This window comes from Paenibacillus sp. FSL H8-0332 (genome assembly GCF_037963835.1).
Lineage (GTDB): Bacteria > Bacillota > Bacilli > Paenibacillales > Paenibacillaceae > Paenibacillus_AQ > Paenibacillus_AQ rhizoplanae.
Window position 1 is genome coordinate 4,886,003 of sequence record NZ_CP150145.1, and the last position, 17,299, is coordinate 4,903,301.

Below are 17,299 nucleotides of genomic sequence, written 5' to 3' on the forward strand. Positions count from 1 at the left end.
TCCCCGTTACTTAACATTACTGGCCTCTAAGATATACAGGCTGCGATTTGTTGCCGCTGTAATCCTCCATGACCACTGTAACTACTGCTGCGGTAGAGGTGAAGCTCAGCGCGGCTTTGGTCGTGCGGCCACGGATAATCATCGGCTTCATGCCCGCAGTACCGGACAGATAGGTGACCGGGAACGACCGGTTCTGGCCGTCTTCCTTAATGTACATATACCGCCAGTCCCGGGTGCTTGGCATCGGCAGATTCAGCGTATTGCCGTTCCACGACCAGTTCTCTGCATAAGGCTCGGACACCTTGTCGGTGAACGTTCCGTTATAGGTTATTTTATCGGTATTTCCGGCTTGAACGGTAACCGTATACTCATCCCCGTTCACCGGCATATTCTGGAACAGCGCTGAGGTCGCCCCCTGCGGCACGGTCAATTCCTTCGATACCGGCTGCGGTGTGGTAGTCCAGTTCACCGACTTCACTGTAACCTTGATACTGCCCTGAGCTGCGGCGGGATTCGTCCACTTCACCAGGAAGTCTCCATTTGCAGCGGATTCGGCAGTCACCTTGGATACCGCAGCATTCAGGTCGAAGGACAGCGTCGCCGGATCACCCTCCAGCCCGTCTGCACCTACCGCCGCCACTTTCAGCACGCCGGATTTGGCCGGAAGCTTCTTGATATAGAAGGTCTCATCATATTTTCCGCCCATATAGATATCGTTCACGTAGACGTTATATTGCTTCACCTTAGAGTAGTCGGTGTCCATACTCCATTTCACGATCATCTCATCCGTGCCCGGCAGCGCCTGGGCTATGGAGAGACCGGCTGGAGCCGCAGGCCGGACTGCCGAGCCGTCATGAACCCGCAGCTGACCGATGTTCATCTGGTAATTGGCTATTGGAGTGGCTCCAGGGGCGAATACCAGGCCGAAGGCCGCAATCTCCCGTCCGGCATAAGCGCCAAGATTAAGCTCGGCCGTGGTCCAGCCCGTGGTATGCTTCCCGCTATTCGCAACAGGAACCTTCACTACCTGGGCAGGCTGGTCACGGAAGATCAGTCCGGCACTCAGGACAGAGCCATCATCGGCAGACGGCTTATTGTAGACGATGGACAGCTTAGAATCAGCTTTTACGGCAAGATCGCTCTTGTAGAGACGCAGGAAGTTCTCGCTGTTCAGATTCCCGCTCACCGCCAGCGAGCTCCCGCCGTTGTAACCGCCAAGCTGCTGGTAGTTCATACGCGAATTGGCGGTCTGGTTATAACCCGGACCATAATCGAAGTCCACGTTCAGGCGGTTGCCTGTAGTATCCTGCCACCATTGCCAGGTGACCGGAACATCCTGCAGGCTCACGTTCGACCACTCCGCTGCGCTGGATACCGCTCCAGCCTTGTAATAGGAGAGGCCGTGGCCGGTATTGAAGCTCGTATAGAAGTTTGAATCCTTCACCACCGAGCGCTCGGCAATGACCGAAGCAATCCCCGGCCAGTAGCGGTTATCGGCATACACATCGGCTACCGTATTATTGGAAGACACCGCTGTATTCTTCGGATTCACCTGTGGTCCTGACCACCATAGCTGCTCGCGCAGGTTCGTCATCCATTGGTAGTTATTATCCGTACGGTTCGAGATCGGCCAGGACTTGTTCATATCCTCATCCAGACCGGCATGGACAAAGTCCGCGCCCAGTGTCGCCAGGCTGGTCCGTGGAATTCCCCCGGACAGCTTGCTGCTAAGCGCTGAGCCCTGCACGCTCTTGAAGCGGTCGCGCCCGGCTTCAAGGCCCGCGAAGCCGGTCTCAAAGAGATTGTAGCTCGTCCCCTGAGCTGCGTTGAGGGTATTCAAGTAATTCGCTGCTGAGGTAATCTGCGAGCTGCCCATGCCATAATCGAAGAAAAACGAATTCGAGACTGGCTTGTTGGCCGCTTTATCGTAGAGCATGGAGATATTATTGTTATTGAAGGTTCTGGCGAAGACATTGGCTCCCGTGGCGGTATTCAGAGAATCATACCACTGCACATACAGCCCGCCATCCTGTAGCGCTTTCATAAAGGCGATATAATCGGGAATATCCGCTGTCGCCACATTCGGATTCTGCTCCTCCTGATTCAGGAAGTACCCGTCATACCCGAAATATTCGGCCATTTCAATCATTTTCTCAGCTACCGGGAACTTCCCGGCTGCGTCCTTGACGATCATCTGCTTATAGGTCTGCTGCCCCCGGTCATTGTTCGAGAAGAACACCCCGGCCAGCGACATAACCCCATTCTTGTGCGCGGCATCCGTGTACGTGGGATTCGGAATGTTCAGCATGCCGAACTCGAACCATTTCTGCTGCCAGTCGGACTGGGCCAGATCGTCGTAATATTCCGGCGGTGTATACGCCGTTGCTGTTCCATGCCAGTAGGAATAATAGTCAATGTATTGCCAGAAGTTGAAGTGATACTGGGCGAACTTGTTAGTGTACGGGGCATTCTCGATAAAAGCATTACCATAATCGCCCGCAACATTCATCATCTGCACCGCCGGATTCAGCGCCGGATTGGCCTGAGTCTGCTGGAAGGGCGCTATCCGCTGCTGCAAGGGTACCCTGGAGCGCAGCAGTGCCGCGTCCTGATCTCTCTGCGGACTCCAGTCCGCAATGTGCTGGCTGGTATAGCCATGTACGCTAGGCTGATTTGCACCGTGTGCGCTTTCACCTTTGAACGGCCAGGTATCTCCGGCCATGGCTGTCTGCGGCAGCAGGGTCACCAGCAGCGCTGTGCCTAATACCGCTGAAGTCAGCTTACGAATTCTGTGTGTTCGGGATGTAGCTACCATTGTTCACTCTCCTCATTCTTCAGATTAATGAGAACGCATTCATAACAACCGGCTTCTTGACCATCGAAATCATCACACTAACTACTCGCACTAACTGATTACACATACTAAATAACATTGCAACTTACTAATTAACAATAAATTCCATTATCCTCCTATTTATTGTTCATCCAAGTTTACTATATAGCAGCTCAAACCCAATTTAATAGAAGCCAAATTAAAGATTCGCGGGTCAAATTAAAGGAAAGTAGTGTGGTATCTCGTAATGAGTGATTGGGGGCTGGCTCTGCTGATTGCTACTCTACACCTCTTCTCCTGCGATCTGCTCTACTCCTACCCTCCAGCCTTAGTACTTGCCGGAAGCAAGTGGAGAAACAACAACTAAAATTGGCACTTTTGCTGTTTTGGGAGAATTAGCAGGAATTAAGTGACGTTTTTCCAACTATTGTTCTGGAATGTTCCATTCCTCAAACAGCAAGTGGAGAAAATCCAACTGTATCCCGTATAGCCGAACCCGACTAACATCTCCTCATGCCAAACACACCCACGCTGCCCAATGTATTCAGTTTTTCGCACACATTCGCTCCACTCGCATCTTGCCCACGACAAAAAGCAGCCCGCCAGGAGCTGCCTCATGTCTTATCCTATGTTACCTCATTCCACGCTATTCTTGTAACCCTATCTACTCTGCTAATCTATCCGCCAGCTTACTCCGCATCCGGATAAGGATTGATACTCTGGATCGTGCCGTCTTCGTTGTATTTCAGCTCGGTGTATTTCACGCAGCGCTTGTGGTTGACGCCTTCCGACAAGGAGCTGTCGTGATAGAACAGATACCATTTGTCTTCCACTTGCACAATGGAATGATGGGTTGTCCAGCCGATAACCGGTGAGAGAATCTCGCCCTTGAACGTGAACGGTCCCATCGGATTCTTGCCGATTGCATACACGAGCTTATGCGTGGTTCCTGTTGAGTAGGACAGGTAGTAATCGCCGTTATATTTGTGCATCCACGGGCCTTCAAAATATCTGCGCTCCTCATCCCCGGCCAGAATCGGATTCCCCTCTTCATCCACAATAGAGATCTCGGCAGGCTTGCCCTGGAAGGACAGCATATCGTCGCTAAGCAGCGCAACTTGCGGTCCAAGCGCCGGCTGGTCGGCAGCCGGTCCTTCCGCATCCGACACGAAGCTGCCGGTCTGCCATTTCTCCAGCTGGCCGCCCCAGAGTCCGCCGAAATAGATATACGCCTGGTTGTCCTCATCCACCAGTACGGCCGGGTCAATACTGAAGCTGCCTTCCATATAATTCGGTTGCGGGGAGAACGGGCCTGCGGGAGACTCCGACGTTGCCACACCAAGACGGAAGATGCCGTCATGGTCGCGGGCCGGGAAGAACAGATAGTAGGTGTTATTCTTATAAGCGGCATCTGGTGCCCAGAGCTGCTTGGAAGCCCATGGAATATCTCTCACATGCAGCGCTTCGCCGTGATCAACCACCGGGGAATCGAAGCTGTCCATCGAGAGAACATGGTAGTCTTCCATTTTATACTGGTCGCCGTTATCATTGCTCGGCTCGTCATGATCCAGATCGTGGGAAGGATAGATATAGATTTTACCTTCATAGACATGGGCGGACGGGTCCGCTGTATAGATGTGAGTTACGATCGGTTGATTAGGCTTAGGGGGTTGTTGCTGATTCATAAGGCATCTCCTTTGATATGGGAATAATAGAATCCTTCATAATAAGCAGGGCTGGCATCCTCTGTACCGTTGCCCGAGGCGTGTACGCCGAGGCAGACACCGGTGAAGCCGCCGTTGACCTCCGGGGACAGGACCGATACATGAACCTTCTCCGGGACTTCATGCCAGGACACCCCATCTGCCGAATAGGAGCAGTGGTAGTGATGGCCGTCGCAGCGGAGGCGAAGCTGAACGGCACCTTCACCGCTTACCTCATACTGGTGAACCTGCCGCTCCTCGCCGTTCTTCACTACAAGCTCCATCACCCGGCGGCCGCTGCGGCAAGTAAGTCCCCAGAAAAGATATCCGCGGTTGTTAAGCCGCGCAGCCAGTCCGGCATGCTCGCCTTCGGTCACCGGCGTGAAGTCAAGGCTGACGCCCAGTTCCATCCGGTGATGCTGCTGGCGGAGGCACGCGAACACAGCCGGTGCTTCATCGTCCAGCGTGTAAGCATTCCCGCGCACGGTGAGGCTATCTTCCCGCTCGGTCCAGGAATACCGTTCCGCTTCATAGGCGCGGAGGAAGGCCCACTCCGGCCCGAAGCCGTCCCCTGGCGTAAAGCGCAGCACAAGGCTGTCCAGGCTGGATTCACCCTCTGCAATAACGGTGCCTTCATTATTGTCAATCATCGGCCAGCCGTCCTCCGTCCAGGTGACCGGAGCCAGGAAGGTCTCCCGGCCCAGCGGGGAATAGCGGCCTTCCACCGGGCGCATGCCCAGGAAGACGGCCCACCACTGCCCGGACGTATCCTCCACCAGATCGGCATGTCCAAGGCATTGTACCGGGTGGTCATTCAGTCCCCGGTGGGTCAGGATCGGCTCCGGCTTGTCCTCGAACGGGCCGTAAGGGCTGCTGCTGCGGGCAATAATCTCGCGGTGATCGCCCGCCGTGCCGCCGGAGGCGGTCATCAGGTAGTAGATGCCCTTGATCTTGTACAGATGCGGGCCTTCGACCCACGGGCCGTCATCGCCGCTCCAGATGTTAACCGGCTCCGACAGCACTTCACCGGACAGCGCATCAATCTCATACTGGATAATGTGCGACTCATAGCCTGCACCGTTCTGCACCGTAACATAGGCACGCCCGTCATCATCGAAGAACAAGGAAGGGTCAATGCCCCCGTGCGGCAGCAGAATCGGATCAGACCAGGGCCCTTCAGGCTTGTCCGCAGTCACATAGAAATTGCCGATGCCTCTGACATCTGTAGTAATCATGTAGAATCGCCCGTCATGATAACGGATGGTGGCGGCGTAGATGCCAGATGAGCTCTTGGTCGCCCGCAGATCCAGCTGGGACTGGCGGGTCAGCACATGCCCTATCGGGGTCCAGTCGATCAGGTCCCTGCTATGGAAGATAGGCACACCCGGAAAATATTCAAAGGTGCTGTTAATCAGATAGAAATCTTCATTCACACGGACCACACTGGGGTCCGGATAATACCCGGCAATAACGGGATTCCGCACATTCATGGATTGCATCATACCCTCCTCTGGAATGAAAGCAAGCGTTTACAATCGCTAGTGTTATTTTACAAGCCCGAATTGAACTTTCCTATGCGCAGACTAAAGAACTTCCCCTGAAAAAATGTACAATTCCCGTCTACAATCGATTGTACTGGAAAAAAGCACCGTTTGCTCGTCATTTTGCTTGAGGAAATGGTCATTTTTTGCGGAGTTTACCGTCTGCCCTATAGTAGTCTCAAAAGTTAACAAAAAGCCGTCCCCCAACCATAATCTGGATTGAGGGACGACCCTGATCTTGCTTATTTAATGGTTATGTGATGCTTATACTTACGGATTAATCAGATTCGATTGAATCAGCAATCTGCGGATCGCCGCCGATGCCTCGGCACGAGTAATATTCTCGTTCGGCGCAAGACGCTGTTCGTCTCTGCCCAGAATAATGCCGGACGCCAGATTCTGCTTCACATTAGCAATCGCCCATTTGGCTACGGATGCAGAATCGGCGAAGGACTTCAGCAGCTGCTGAGTCTGCTCTTCGCTGCGCGAAGACTTCAGCTCTGTAATACTTAAGGCTCTGCTGACAATCGCCATAGCTTCCTGTCTGGAGATGTTGTTGCCTGGTCTGAAGGTTCCGTCCGGATAACCGGTAATCAGGCCGTTCTCGATGGCAACCTGAAGCTCCAGCCCGTACCATCCGTCTGCGGAGACATCACTGAACGTGACTGGCTGCTCCCCATGGGTAACAATGCCAAGCGCTCTTGCCAGCATAGCAGTGAACTCAGCCCGAGTGATCGCCCGCTGCGGTTCAAAGACCGCTTCCTTCGTGCCGCTCGCCACCAGTCTTGAGCCTATATCATTCACATCCGGCTTGCTCCAGTGCTTCACCACATCCGGGAATTCGAGCGGATTCCAGATCAAGCCGAATTCCCCGCTCTCCAGACTGTTGATCCTAGCGTAATAACGTCCGTCTTTAACGGTTACATAGGTTGGCTGATGATAGATTCTACCATCCCGGTACAGTACGCCAGTCGTAATCTTCATATCTGCTGGCACTTGAAGCTCGTACTTCGCCCAGCCGTGGCTGGTTACCTGTACCGTCTGTCCCTGATACTTCGCCTTAATAGAGAAGTTCACCAGAGTGTTACCAGGCTGCACCTTCTGCTTCGCGGCTGCAAGCTTGAAGGCCTCCAGGTTGCCCGGAGCAGAGGCTGCCAGCTCGACATAGAAGACAATGTCTTCCGTCTTCATATTCGCAAGGCCAAACTGCTTGCTGACCTCTGTCAGATCGATAGCAGCAGCATCCAGTCTAACCTTACCTTGACCAGACTCCACCACGATCTCTCCGCGCTTATTCTGCAATTCCTTCACTTGATCCGCAGTCAGCTCTACACTGGCCCAAGGAACTATCTCGCCTTTTACCCCAGGGACAGTTGCAGGTGCAGTTGTAGGTGCGGGTTCAGTTTCTTTAACAGGCTCCGCAGCCTTATCTGTAATCCGCACAATCTGGAAGGTACTGAATTTGTTAATCTGAATCTCCAGCGCTACAGGCTCGCCGCCCCGATTATACACAACTTCTGGAGTGTAGAATGTAATCTCGCCATCGCTGTGTTCAACGTACACCCGCAAGCTATCCAGGAAGGCGTCGCGCACCCCGGAGCTTTGCAGCGGAATCTGCTTAGCGAACTCGGATAACGGCAGTTGAATCTGGGTATTGATCTTGCTATAGTTCGTCTCAATCTCGCGAGGCGAACCCAGATTCTGAAGTGTCTTGTCACTGGCCAGCCCCAGCTTGGAGGTACCATTCAGGATCGCGTTGCTCTGGACGTTCGCCTTCGCCTGCGCGTTCTTCACCGGTACAATCCGGAAATACAAGTCGGTAGTGGTGGCATCGAGCTGTGCCAGGCTGGCTGCATCCAGATGGATCGAACCGTGTGCAGTTACAATGTCCAGTGAAGCCTTACGCCCGGCCAGAATCGAAACGGCGGTGGATGGAATTTCAACTGCAATCTCATCCGCACGAGCAGCCATATCGTCCACGTGGGTGATAGTTACACTCCGGTTGGCTGCATCCGGGTCATCCGGATTCACGCCTTCCACAAGGTTATATACTTCATTCTCATCAATCACAATGGTGTCAATCTTCGTTCCATCTGACAGGTTCGTTCTAAGAATCATCACGCCCTGCTCCAGCGGCTTGCCGTCATTAAGGGTGGACAGTCCAGCTTGTCTGGACGTTGCTTCACGAACGGCACCTTCCTTGACTACGCCTTTCGCCTTCACAATCAGCAGGTATTGCTTCACTGCACTCTTACCGTTCCGGGTGAAGGTAGCGGTCAGAATGACATTCGTATCCTGGGCCGGAGGCGTTACATTGCCCTTGGCCTCTTCCGCATCCTGCTGGACGGCAATCACCGAAGGCAGGCTTGAGGTCCAGGTAATCTTAGTGTCGTATTTGCCAGTCTGAAGCAATACGAAGGCTTCAGTGACACTCTCCCAGGTATCTCCCTCAGCGAACGTTGCCGCAGGATGGATTCCTGTAGTTCTGGCCGCTTCCTCTGCCGCTTCCTGGTCACTGAGTTTTTTGATCAGAAGGGTAAACTTCTTGACTATGGTCTCGCCCGGATGCTCCGGGTCTGCGAGCTGTACAGTAAGCTCTACCGTAACATCCTCTTCATCCGGCCCCGGTCGCTTAACCCGTCCGGTATTCGTCAGAATATCCGGCTTGTTCGAAGTCCAGGTCAGCACAGATCCGGTGTCACCGGTCTTAGGCAGGAACAGATTCCGGGTCACCGACTCCTCTGAATCTCCAGGAGCATAACCGATCTTGATATTCACCTCATCCTGAGGAAGATCGACCGTGCTCGTTCCTTTGACCGTAATGTAGAAGTCCTGCTCCCGGAAGAAGCCTTCCTTCGCAACACGTGCTGTCAATCTTACCACTGTATCCTTGAGCGGACGCTGAACTTCACCAGTGCTGCTGACAATATCGCTGCGGTGGCTCGTCCATACGACCTCGGAGTCATAGTAGCCCTTCGAGATCAACTCAACATCCTGCGTTACACTCTTGGCCGAATCCTGTCCTTTATAGCCGATTCTCAGCAGCTTCATAGCTTCATCAAGCTGATCGTCGATGCTCTCCCGCTTAGCCTTCACGGTCACTACGAACTCTTTGAGATAGGTCACACTGCCTTTGGTCACCGTTGCTGTCAGGGTAACCTTCTGGTCTCCATCTGCATAGGCAGGGCGCTTCACGCCACCGTCCGGCGTAATAACCGATTCCTGGGAGGAGGTCCAGGTGATCGTGCTGCCGCTGGTGCTTTCGGTAATCAAGTCAAGATCCGTCAGGACCTGCTCCTGCTTCTCATTATCTGCCCGGATCATGTCCCAGTTCAGCTTGGCCAAGGTCTCATTTACAGACTCTTCGTCCGTCATTGGACGCTTGATGACCGTGAGAACGAATTCTTTGGTCAGCACGCTGTCTCCCTTACGGATGACCGCTGTTAAGGTTACCGTCTGGTCCCCTTTTGAAAAGGAAGGTGGTGTTACCGTTCCGTCAGTGGCAATCACCTCTTCATCCGAGGAGGTCCAGGTGATCGTGCTGCCATTCGTCCCATTCTTCGGCAAATACACCGCAGAGGTTACGGATTCCTGCTTCACATTCTCCTCGCGGATCGTATTCCAGGTAAGCAGGTAAGTGTCTTCGGTTACCGATTGTTTGTGGGTTCCGGCCTGCTTTTTGACAATCAGCTCGAAGGTCTTCGTTAGCTCGGATGCCCCATTCTTCAGCACCGCAGTCAATGTAACCGGCTGATCGCCTGTATTGAACAGCGGTCTTGTCACCGTCCCGTCTGTGGCAACGACCGTTCCATTGGTGGAGGTCCAGGTAATCGTGCTGCCGCCCGCTCCTTTTAGAGGTAAATCTAATCCGCTCAGCACAGAGCTCTGCAGGGCATTGTCCTTACGGATTAACTCCCAGGTTAAGGCTTCCATATCGCGTTTCACCAGTGCACCAGCACCCGGTAACTGCAGATCAACGTTATTGGAGGTCACCAGCTTAACCCCGTCTACAATAATAGAAGGATCTACCGTGACTGAAGCAAAAGCAGATGCCTCGTATTTTCCAGCCGCCTGACCGCTGAAATGAATCTCCAGTACCGTGCCGCTAATTCGCACCACGCTGAAGCTTAAACCTTCAGGCATATTATTGACGTTTACGCCGCCTTCGACCTCTTCAGTAAATAATCCGTTACGCAGGGTCACCGTCAGCGTCTCTGCCGCTGAGCCGTCACCTGCATCTTGAATTACATCAGGAGACGCGGCAATCGCGGCCGGAGGAGAGCGGAACAGAATAGCGAAGGTTCCCGACGGAATGCCTGCTAGCGTAACCGCTGCCCGATCCACGCTGTCAGCAGATTTATGGCTGGTTGCCTGTCCGGCAATAGCTACCGTAATCTGTGTCGGAGAATCCACGGTAATCTTGCCCGGCGTAAGGCCCGGCGGCCAATTCACCGCTTCGATGGCATCCATAACCGACTCATCGAAAGAACCGTTCTTCAGTTCAAGAACAAGCACATCCCCGATCGTGCCATCATTCAGATCTGATTCATAGAGCTGCGGTGTCTTGACCACCAGATAAGGCTCTTTGTCCATGAAATCTAATTTGAAGGTGTTCGTGCTTAAGTCCGCCGGGCTTCCTGCAAGCTTGCCGGAAGCTACGGTTACATAAGCTCCGTAGACATCGCTGGTCACCGTAGCTGAACCTGTGAACTTCAGTGTAAGCTCCGTATCAGAGACTCGGGTCACTTCCGTGCCAAGACCGGCTGGAAGACCATGAATCAACACATCCTCTGCACCAACCGTTTCGGCGAATTTTCCGCCAGTCAGCGTCACGCCAAGCGTTTCAGTGATTTCACCCGAGCCATAGACCGATTCGGATACAATCCCTTTATTCAGGCTAAGCGCCGCAGGATCTCTGAACGTTACACTGAAGGTCTTGGTCGTCAGACCGGAGGAGATCCCCAGCAGATTCTCCTTATCAACCGTAACGGACAGGTTCTTCGTTGTCGCATCCTTGCCGTGATCAACCGCCGCACCAGTCAGTGTGAAGTTAAGCTCCGTATCACTTAGCCGGGTTACTGCGAAATTAAGTCCTTCCGGCAGATTGTTGATACGGATATGGCTTGGATCAATAGGAGCAACAAGGGTTGCACCGACTATTTTTACCTTCTGGTTACCGGTAACTGTCCCATCATTCGCCTTGGCTTCCACCAGCTCGGTGCTGGCGCCTTCATCCAGCTCAATGTCAGAGATGACTTCACTGAAATCCCTCTCATCGAGACTCGTGTAATAGGTGAATTTCTTGCTCGCGTTCGGAGCCAGCGTACCGGAATCCCAGGTCATGGTAATCCCTGCATCAGCCTTGACTTCCTCGTTCTTCGCCTTCGGACTGTTGTAAGCTTCCAGCGCATAAGGGTTTATATTGGTAAACCCGAAGACGGAAGCCTTAGCCCGTGGATCACTGGAATAGAAGAAGATTGGGGCTCTTGAATTAAAGGCCTTGTACAGCGGATCATTATCAGCAATCGTACTCGCCTTCACGACTGCAGCGCGATCTTCCTCAATGGTGTGGGTCACAATATTAGAGGTGACATATGCCCCTCCTTGATCCACCGTATTATCCGGGTCCATTGAGCGCATATACCGCGCCCCGTCCCAATTCTTATCTGTAAGATTGGTAATAGTCACATCATTGCGGTAGAATTTCTGGTTCTCCCCAAAGCTGATTACCTGCTTAATCTCCATAGTGTCAGTCCATGTGGATACCGTAGTCGCACTCAGAATTCCTTTATCCGTCTGCGAGGTATTTACAACGGTGGTCGGCATATCCATCGAGCGCATCTGCGCTGAATTGGACTTCGCATATGTATTGTCGCCGATCTGGTAGCCTACCGCGAACCGTTCTTCAGGGGTGCCCGGCAAATAATAATCGACTGGCAGATCTTTGCCTGTTCCATATCCGTCATGATCCGCACTCATTCCCAGATAAGGTCTGGAACTCGTTCCACGGAAATTAGCGGGCTTACTGCCCATCGTACCGAAATTCCCCCAGTTGCTTATCCCCAGTTCAATGAATTTGCCTCCCAGGAAAAGCTCTGTTCCGCCTTCCCCGCCATAGGCAGCCCTTGCTCCCCAATCTGTTGAATCTGCATGTACAGCCAGGGGTGCAGGAAACATAGACAGGATCATTGTGGGCACCATTAGCAGTGCGAGCAGCTTCTTACGCTTCATTGTCTCACTCCATTCTTCATCATTGAAATGCAAGCCTATACCTAATAAAAGCAAATCATTCTCACAAAATTCTCACAAACGATCGAAAATTGTCGGCAATTCCTACAAAAAGTCATAAAAAAGAAGCAGAGCGCACGATTATACGTGAACGCCCTGCCTTATGGTGCTTCATATTCAGCTAGGTCAGGAATGCTTATCCGCCAGCCTGTTCCTGAGCATTCACCGCCTAACCCTTCTGGCAAAATCCACAAATTGAAATTTGTCCAGCCGGTGCCGGGATTCCGTATATTGAAACAGCACCGTATTCTCCAGATACACATAGTTCCGCACCACGACGATATGCAGGTATTGCTTCAGGTCCAGCAGGCGCTGATCCTCCCCGGTCGAGGGCTCAACGGAAATCAGCTTTTTGGCATAACTGATCTTAAGACCCAGATCCGTCTCCAGATATTCATAAATAGAGCCTGCTGCGATCTCCTTGCTGAGGAAGGGAACGATATCGGACCGGAAATAGTCCTTGTCCAGAATAATCCGCTCGCCTTCAATCTCTCTGGCACGGATCACCTTCCACACCGGAGTCTCTTCGGCGATATGCAGTTGTCTGGCCAGCAGGGAGCCTGCCGGCTCCAGGACCGTCTCCTCCACCAGTGTCCGCGAGGGAACCCCCAGCGTCCCGGACATTTCCTGAAATGAAATCAGTCCGGTCACCGGGAAATCCAGCCTCGTCATATCCAGCACGAACGAGCCTTTGCCTTTGATCTTGTTAATATAGCCCTCACGGAACAAGAGATTCAGCGCCTTGCGCACCGTCTCCCGCGAAGTCTTATAAGCCTCCGCCAGCTCACTCTCGGAGGGCAGCTTGGTTCCGGGCGCAAGCTGGCCGGAATGAATACGGTTGCTATATTCCGTATAGATCTGTAAATATATATTCTCTCTCATTTATAATCACCGCCCTATATTGTAACACGCCCTGGCTGCAGGACAGAGTATATAATTCTTATAATTGTAGAAAAACAGCCCCGCAGGGCTGTCCTCCATTCCTTATATTGTATGCCTGATCCGCTCAGCTCAACCCTTCAGGTGAACGGTCAGAATGCTTGTCTGTTTCGCGGTGGCAGGTCCGGTCCGCTCCTCAATCCGCTCCACCATCTCCTGCCCGGCAGGGATAATGATTGGAGTGATTAATGGATATCCTGCGGCGCGGATGGCCTCCATATCGAATTCCAGGAGAAGCTCCCCGGCTTGTACCTTATCGCCACTCTCCTTGCGCGCTTTGAACCCTTCGCCTTTTAGCGACACGGTGTTAATCCCGACATGGATCAGCACCTGGACTCCGCTGGCGTGCTCCAGAATCAGCGCGTGCTTGCTCTTAATCACATGGGCAACGGTAGCATCGAATGGAGCGAATACCTTGCCCTCCGATGGTTCAATGGCAATCCCGTCACCCATTTGCTTCTCGGCAAAAGCAGGATCAGGAACCTGCTCCAGCGGTACCGCAGTTCCGCTCAGCGGTGACGCCAGCTCCAGAATATTCACTGGCTCCTGCTCCTGCGAGCCTTGAACGGAGCTGCGGCTGTTCAGTTCCCCGCTTTTGGCCGCAGGCTTAGCATCCGTCAGGTCTGTTGTCTCTGACGGGCTTTTCGCTGCACGCTGCACAACTGCCCGGCCATACAGCACCGTGGCAACAAACGGCACAATCAGTACAATCGCCATCCCGATGAAGAATACGCCCCACTGGTTAGGGAAGATCGACAGGAAGCCGGGAATCCCGCCTACCCCAATGGAAGTGGCCCGGACCTGATTCACGGTGAGCAGCACACCGGCTATTGCGGAGCCGATCATTCCGAAGATGAACGGATAGCGGTAGCGGATATTCACCCCGAAGATCGCAGGCTCAGTGACTCCAAGGAAGGCCGAGACGGAGGAGGTCACCGCCAGCCCTTTCGTCTTCTGTTCTCTAATCACGAACATCATAGCGAGTGCGGCCGCCCCCTGGGCAATGTTGGAGAGCGCCAGCATCGGCCAGAGGAAGGTACCACCTTCGCTGCCGATTAGCTGAACATCCACGGCCAGGAAGGTGTGATGCATGCCCGTAATGACCAGCAACGAATAGAATCCGCCGTAGATTAAGCCGCCGAGTATGGCGAAATGATCGAAAACATAGATCAGCCCGGAGGTAATGGCATTCGCAATGCCGAACGTAACCGGTCCGATGATGGTGAAGGCTAGGAACCCTGTAATCAGCAGAGTCACGGGTGCGACCACGAGCAATTTGATCGAATCATGGACCCGCTTATCCAGGAATTTCTCAATGCTGGCCAGAATATAGGCCGATACCAGGACCGGCAGGACCTGCCCCTGATAACCGATCCGCTCCAGATGCCAGCCGAACAGATTCCAGGTTGGAACCGTCCCTTCCGTAGAAGCGTTAGCATAGCTGTAAGCACTTAATAAGTCTGGATGCACCAGAATCAGACCCAGCACAATCCCAAGCAGCGGACTGCCCCCGAAGCGGGTCACGGCGGCCCAGCCGATCAGCGCAGGCAAGAAGGTAAACGCCGTGCTGGCAATCGTATTGATGATCGCTGCAATATCTTTCCACTGCGGATAGACATCCACCAGTGACTGGCTGAAGAAGATCCCCGGGCCGGTCAGCAGGTTATTGATCCCCAAAAGCAGACCCGCCGTAACGATGGCCGGAAGAATTGGAATGAAAATATCGGCCAGTGTCTTGATCGCCCGCTGAAGCGGGTTCTGCTTGCGGGCAGCGGCTGATTTCACCTCATCCTTGGAGGAGCGGGAGCCGCCGGTCAGTTGAATCATCTCGTCATATACTTTATCTACCGTGCCCGGACCGATTACAATCTGGAATTGCCCCTGGGAAGAGAATTGTCCTTTCACGAGGTCATTTGCGTCCAGCGCCGCCGAATCTACCTTACTCTCGTCATAGAGTGAGAATCTTAGCCGGGTCACACAATGCGTCGCAACCTCAATATTCTCCTTGCCTCCAACCGCCCGGACAATCTCTTCAACATTTTTGCGGTCTATAGCCATATTTTCACTCCTCGCGTAGTTGATAAATGCTTAGTTGATATTGCTTTTGTTGATATTGCTTCTATAAGTATATTTCCTTAGGAATGGCTTCCTCAGTTCTGACTAATCAGCCACATATATGAGGCGTACGGGCTTAACCGCAGCTCTTGCGTGAATGCAAGATCCTCTCCCGTATTGCCGAGCAGAAGCTTGTCTTGACCCGCTGCGCTTAAGTCTGCCCAGTGATGATCCGCGAGCCGGAAGGTGATTTCCTTACTGCTGAAGTTCGAGACCACCACCAGCGCCTCGCCGTCCCCCATCCGTGCATAAGCGAACACCTCGGGATGTGCTTCGTCCAGTCTGCGGTAGATGCCGTCGGTGAAGACCGCATGCGCCTTTCGCAGAGCGATCAGCTTGCGGTAGTGATGGAAGATGGAATCGGGCAGTTCCCGCTCCTTCTGCACATTGATGTCCGGATACCGCTCATCCACTTTTAGCCAAGGAGTCCCGGTGGTGAAGCCTGCATTCACGCTGTCATCCCACTGCATTGGCGTCCTTGAGTTGTCCCTTGAACGTTCCTGCAGAATCGCGAGGGCCTCCCCGGGGCTTGCTCCCTGCTCACACAGAATCCGGTACATATTCAGCGACTCGATATCACGGAATTCTTCAATACCCCGCCACTTGGGATTCGGCATCCCGATTTCTTCACCCTGATAGACATACGGTGTCCCCTGAAGTCCATGCAGTGTGGTCGCCAGCAGCTTGGCGCTCTCCTCGCGGTACGCCGTGTCATCTGTGAACCGGGAGAGCGCGCGAGGCTGATCGTGATTGTTGAAAAATAAAGCGTTCCAGCCCCCGCCCTCCTGCATCCCGCTCTGCCACTCGCTGAACAGCCGCTTGAGTGCTTCGAAATCATAAGGCATTAGCTCCCACTTCCGGCCGTTCGGATAATCCACCTTCAGATGATGGAAGTTGAAGGTCATAGAGAATTCACGCCGCTCAGGATTGGAATAACGAATGCACTGCTCAAGTGTCGTAGAGGACATCTCACCGACCGTAACCAGCTCATGCGGGCCAAATACCTCGTCGTACATTGCCCGGATGTATTCGTGGACCCGTGGACCGTCTGTGTAATACTTCCGTCCGTCGCCCGGCGGCACACTCCCGTCATCATCCGGGAAACGCTGGTCCTTGGAGATTAAGTTAATGACGTCCATACGGAAGCCGTCCACCCCTTTGCGGGCCCAGAACAGCATCATCTCGTTCACCGCTAGGCGGACCTGCTCGTTCTCCCAGTTCAAATCCGCCTGAGTCTTGTCGAACAGGGTCAGGTAATATTGGCCTGACGCCTCATCGTACTGCCAGGCGGGACCGCCGAACTTCGACTGCCAATTGTTCGGTACTCCTCCGCCTGGCGCCGGGTCCTTCCAGATATAATAATCGTGGTACGGATTATCCGGGCTGGAGATCGCCTGCTTGAACCACTTATGCTCTGTCGAGGTATGGTTGACTACGATATCCGTCATGAGCTTCATTCCGCGCCGGTGCAGCTCCTCCACAAGCTCGTCAAAATCCTCCATCGTACCGAAATCCGGGTTAATCCGCTCATAGTCGGCAACATCGTAACCGTTATCATGTCCGGGCGAGACATATACCGGCTGCAGCCAGACGATATCAATCCCCAGCTCCTGCAAATAATCCAGCTTCTCCGTCAGACCTCTTATATCTCCTGTTCCGATACCCGTCGTATCCTTGAAACTCTTCGGGTACACCTGATACACTGTGGACCGCCGCCACCATTCCGAATGCCGGGCTTGGCTCAAAGTTAGCACCTCCATGTAGATTTCTGTGTTGTCCTCCAGCAAAAATCGCTTTATTGTCATTCATTACACTTGTATATACAAGATCAAACACCTCACACAGTGTAAACCTGTATATACAGGTTGTCAATATGGCTG

At 53.2% G+C, this 17,299-nt stretch carries 7 protein-coding genes; all 7 read right to left on the minus strand.

Translation table 11 applies throughout. The features are described 5' to 3' along the window. Positions 1–16 precede the first annotated feature (16 nt). Entirely contained in the window at positions 17–2,815 is a 2,799-nt protein-coding gene (locus NST43_RS21210) for a hypothetical protein (RefSeq protein WP_339219212.1), read from the minus strand. Between the two features lie 707 nt (positions 2,816–3,522). Next, positions 3,523–4,518, minus strand: coding sequence for a glycoside hydrolase family 43 protein (locus tag NST43_RS21215; RefSeq protein ID WP_339219213.1), 996 nt, complete (start codon positions 4,516–4,518; stop codon positions 3,523–3,525). Then, positions 4,515–6,038, minus strand: coding sequence for a glycoside hydrolase family 43 protein (locus NST43_RS21220; protein ID WP_339219214.1), 1,524 nt, complete (start codon positions 6,036–6,038; stop codon positions 4,515–4,517). Before NST43_RS21220 ends, NST43_RS21215 begins: the two co-directional genes overlap by 4 nt. 309 nt (positions 6,039–6,347) lie before the next feature. Then, entirely contained in the window at positions 6,348–12,308 is a 5,961-nt protein-coding gene (locus tag NST43_RS21225; protein ID WP_339219216.1) for an S-layer homology domain-containing protein, read from the minus strand. Between the two features lie 219 nt (positions 12,309–12,527). Next, positions 12,528–13,247 carry a trehalose operon repressor gene (treR, locus tag NST43_RS21230; RefSeq protein WP_339219217.1) on the minus strand — a complete coding sequence of 240 codons (720 nt, stop codon included), beginning with the start codon at positions 13,245–13,247 and terminating at the stop codon, positions 12,528–12,530. Positions 13,248–13,376: 129 nt separating this feature from the next. Then, positions 13,377–15,362, minus strand: a complete 1,986-nt coding sequence (gene treP / locus NST43_RS21235) for a PTS system trehalose-specific EIIBC component (RefSeq protein WP_209984915.1) — start codon at positions 15,360–15,362, stop codon at positions 13,377–13,379. 92 nt (positions 15,363–15,454) lie between these two features. Next, positions 15,455–17,179: an alpha,alpha-phosphotrehalase gene (treC, locus tag NST43_RS21240; RefSeq protein WP_339225491.1), complete on the minus strand. Its 1,725-nt coding sequence runs from the start codon at positions 17,177–17,179 to the stop codon at positions 15,455–15,457. Positions 17,180–17,299 lie beyond the last annotated feature (120 nt).

What these genes read in the sequence shown, in the direction of transcription:
- NST43_RS21210 (WP_339219212.1), bottom strand. Translation starts at nt 2,815, where the DNA reads ATGGTAGCTACATCCCGAACACACAGAATTCGTAAGCTGACTTCAGCG.
- NST43_RS21215 (WP_339219213.1), bottom strand. Translation starts at nt 4,518, where the DNA reads ATGAATCAGCAACAACCCCCTAAGCCTAATCAACCGATCGTAACTCAC.
- NST43_RS21220 (WP_339219214.1), bottom strand. Translation starts at nt 6,038, where the DNA reads ATGATGCAATCCATGAATGTGCGGAATCCCGTTATTGCCGGGTATTAT.
- NST43_RS21225 (WP_339219216.1), bottom strand. Translation starts at nt 12,308, where the DNA reads ATGAAGCGTAAGAAGCTGCTCGCACTGCTAATGGTGCCCACAATGATC.
- treR (WP_339219217.1), bottom strand. Translation starts at nt 13,247, where the DNA reads ATGAGAGAGAATATATATTTACAGATCTATACGGAATATAGCAACCGT.
- treP (WP_209984915.1), bottom strand. Translation starts at nt 15,362, where the DNA reads ATGGCTATAGACCGCAAAAATGTTGAAGAGATTGTCCGGGCGGTTGGA.
- treC (WP_339225491.1), bottom strand. Translation starts at nt 17,179, where the DNA reads ATGGAGGTGCTAACTTTGAGCCAAGCCCGGCATTCGGAATGGTGGCGG.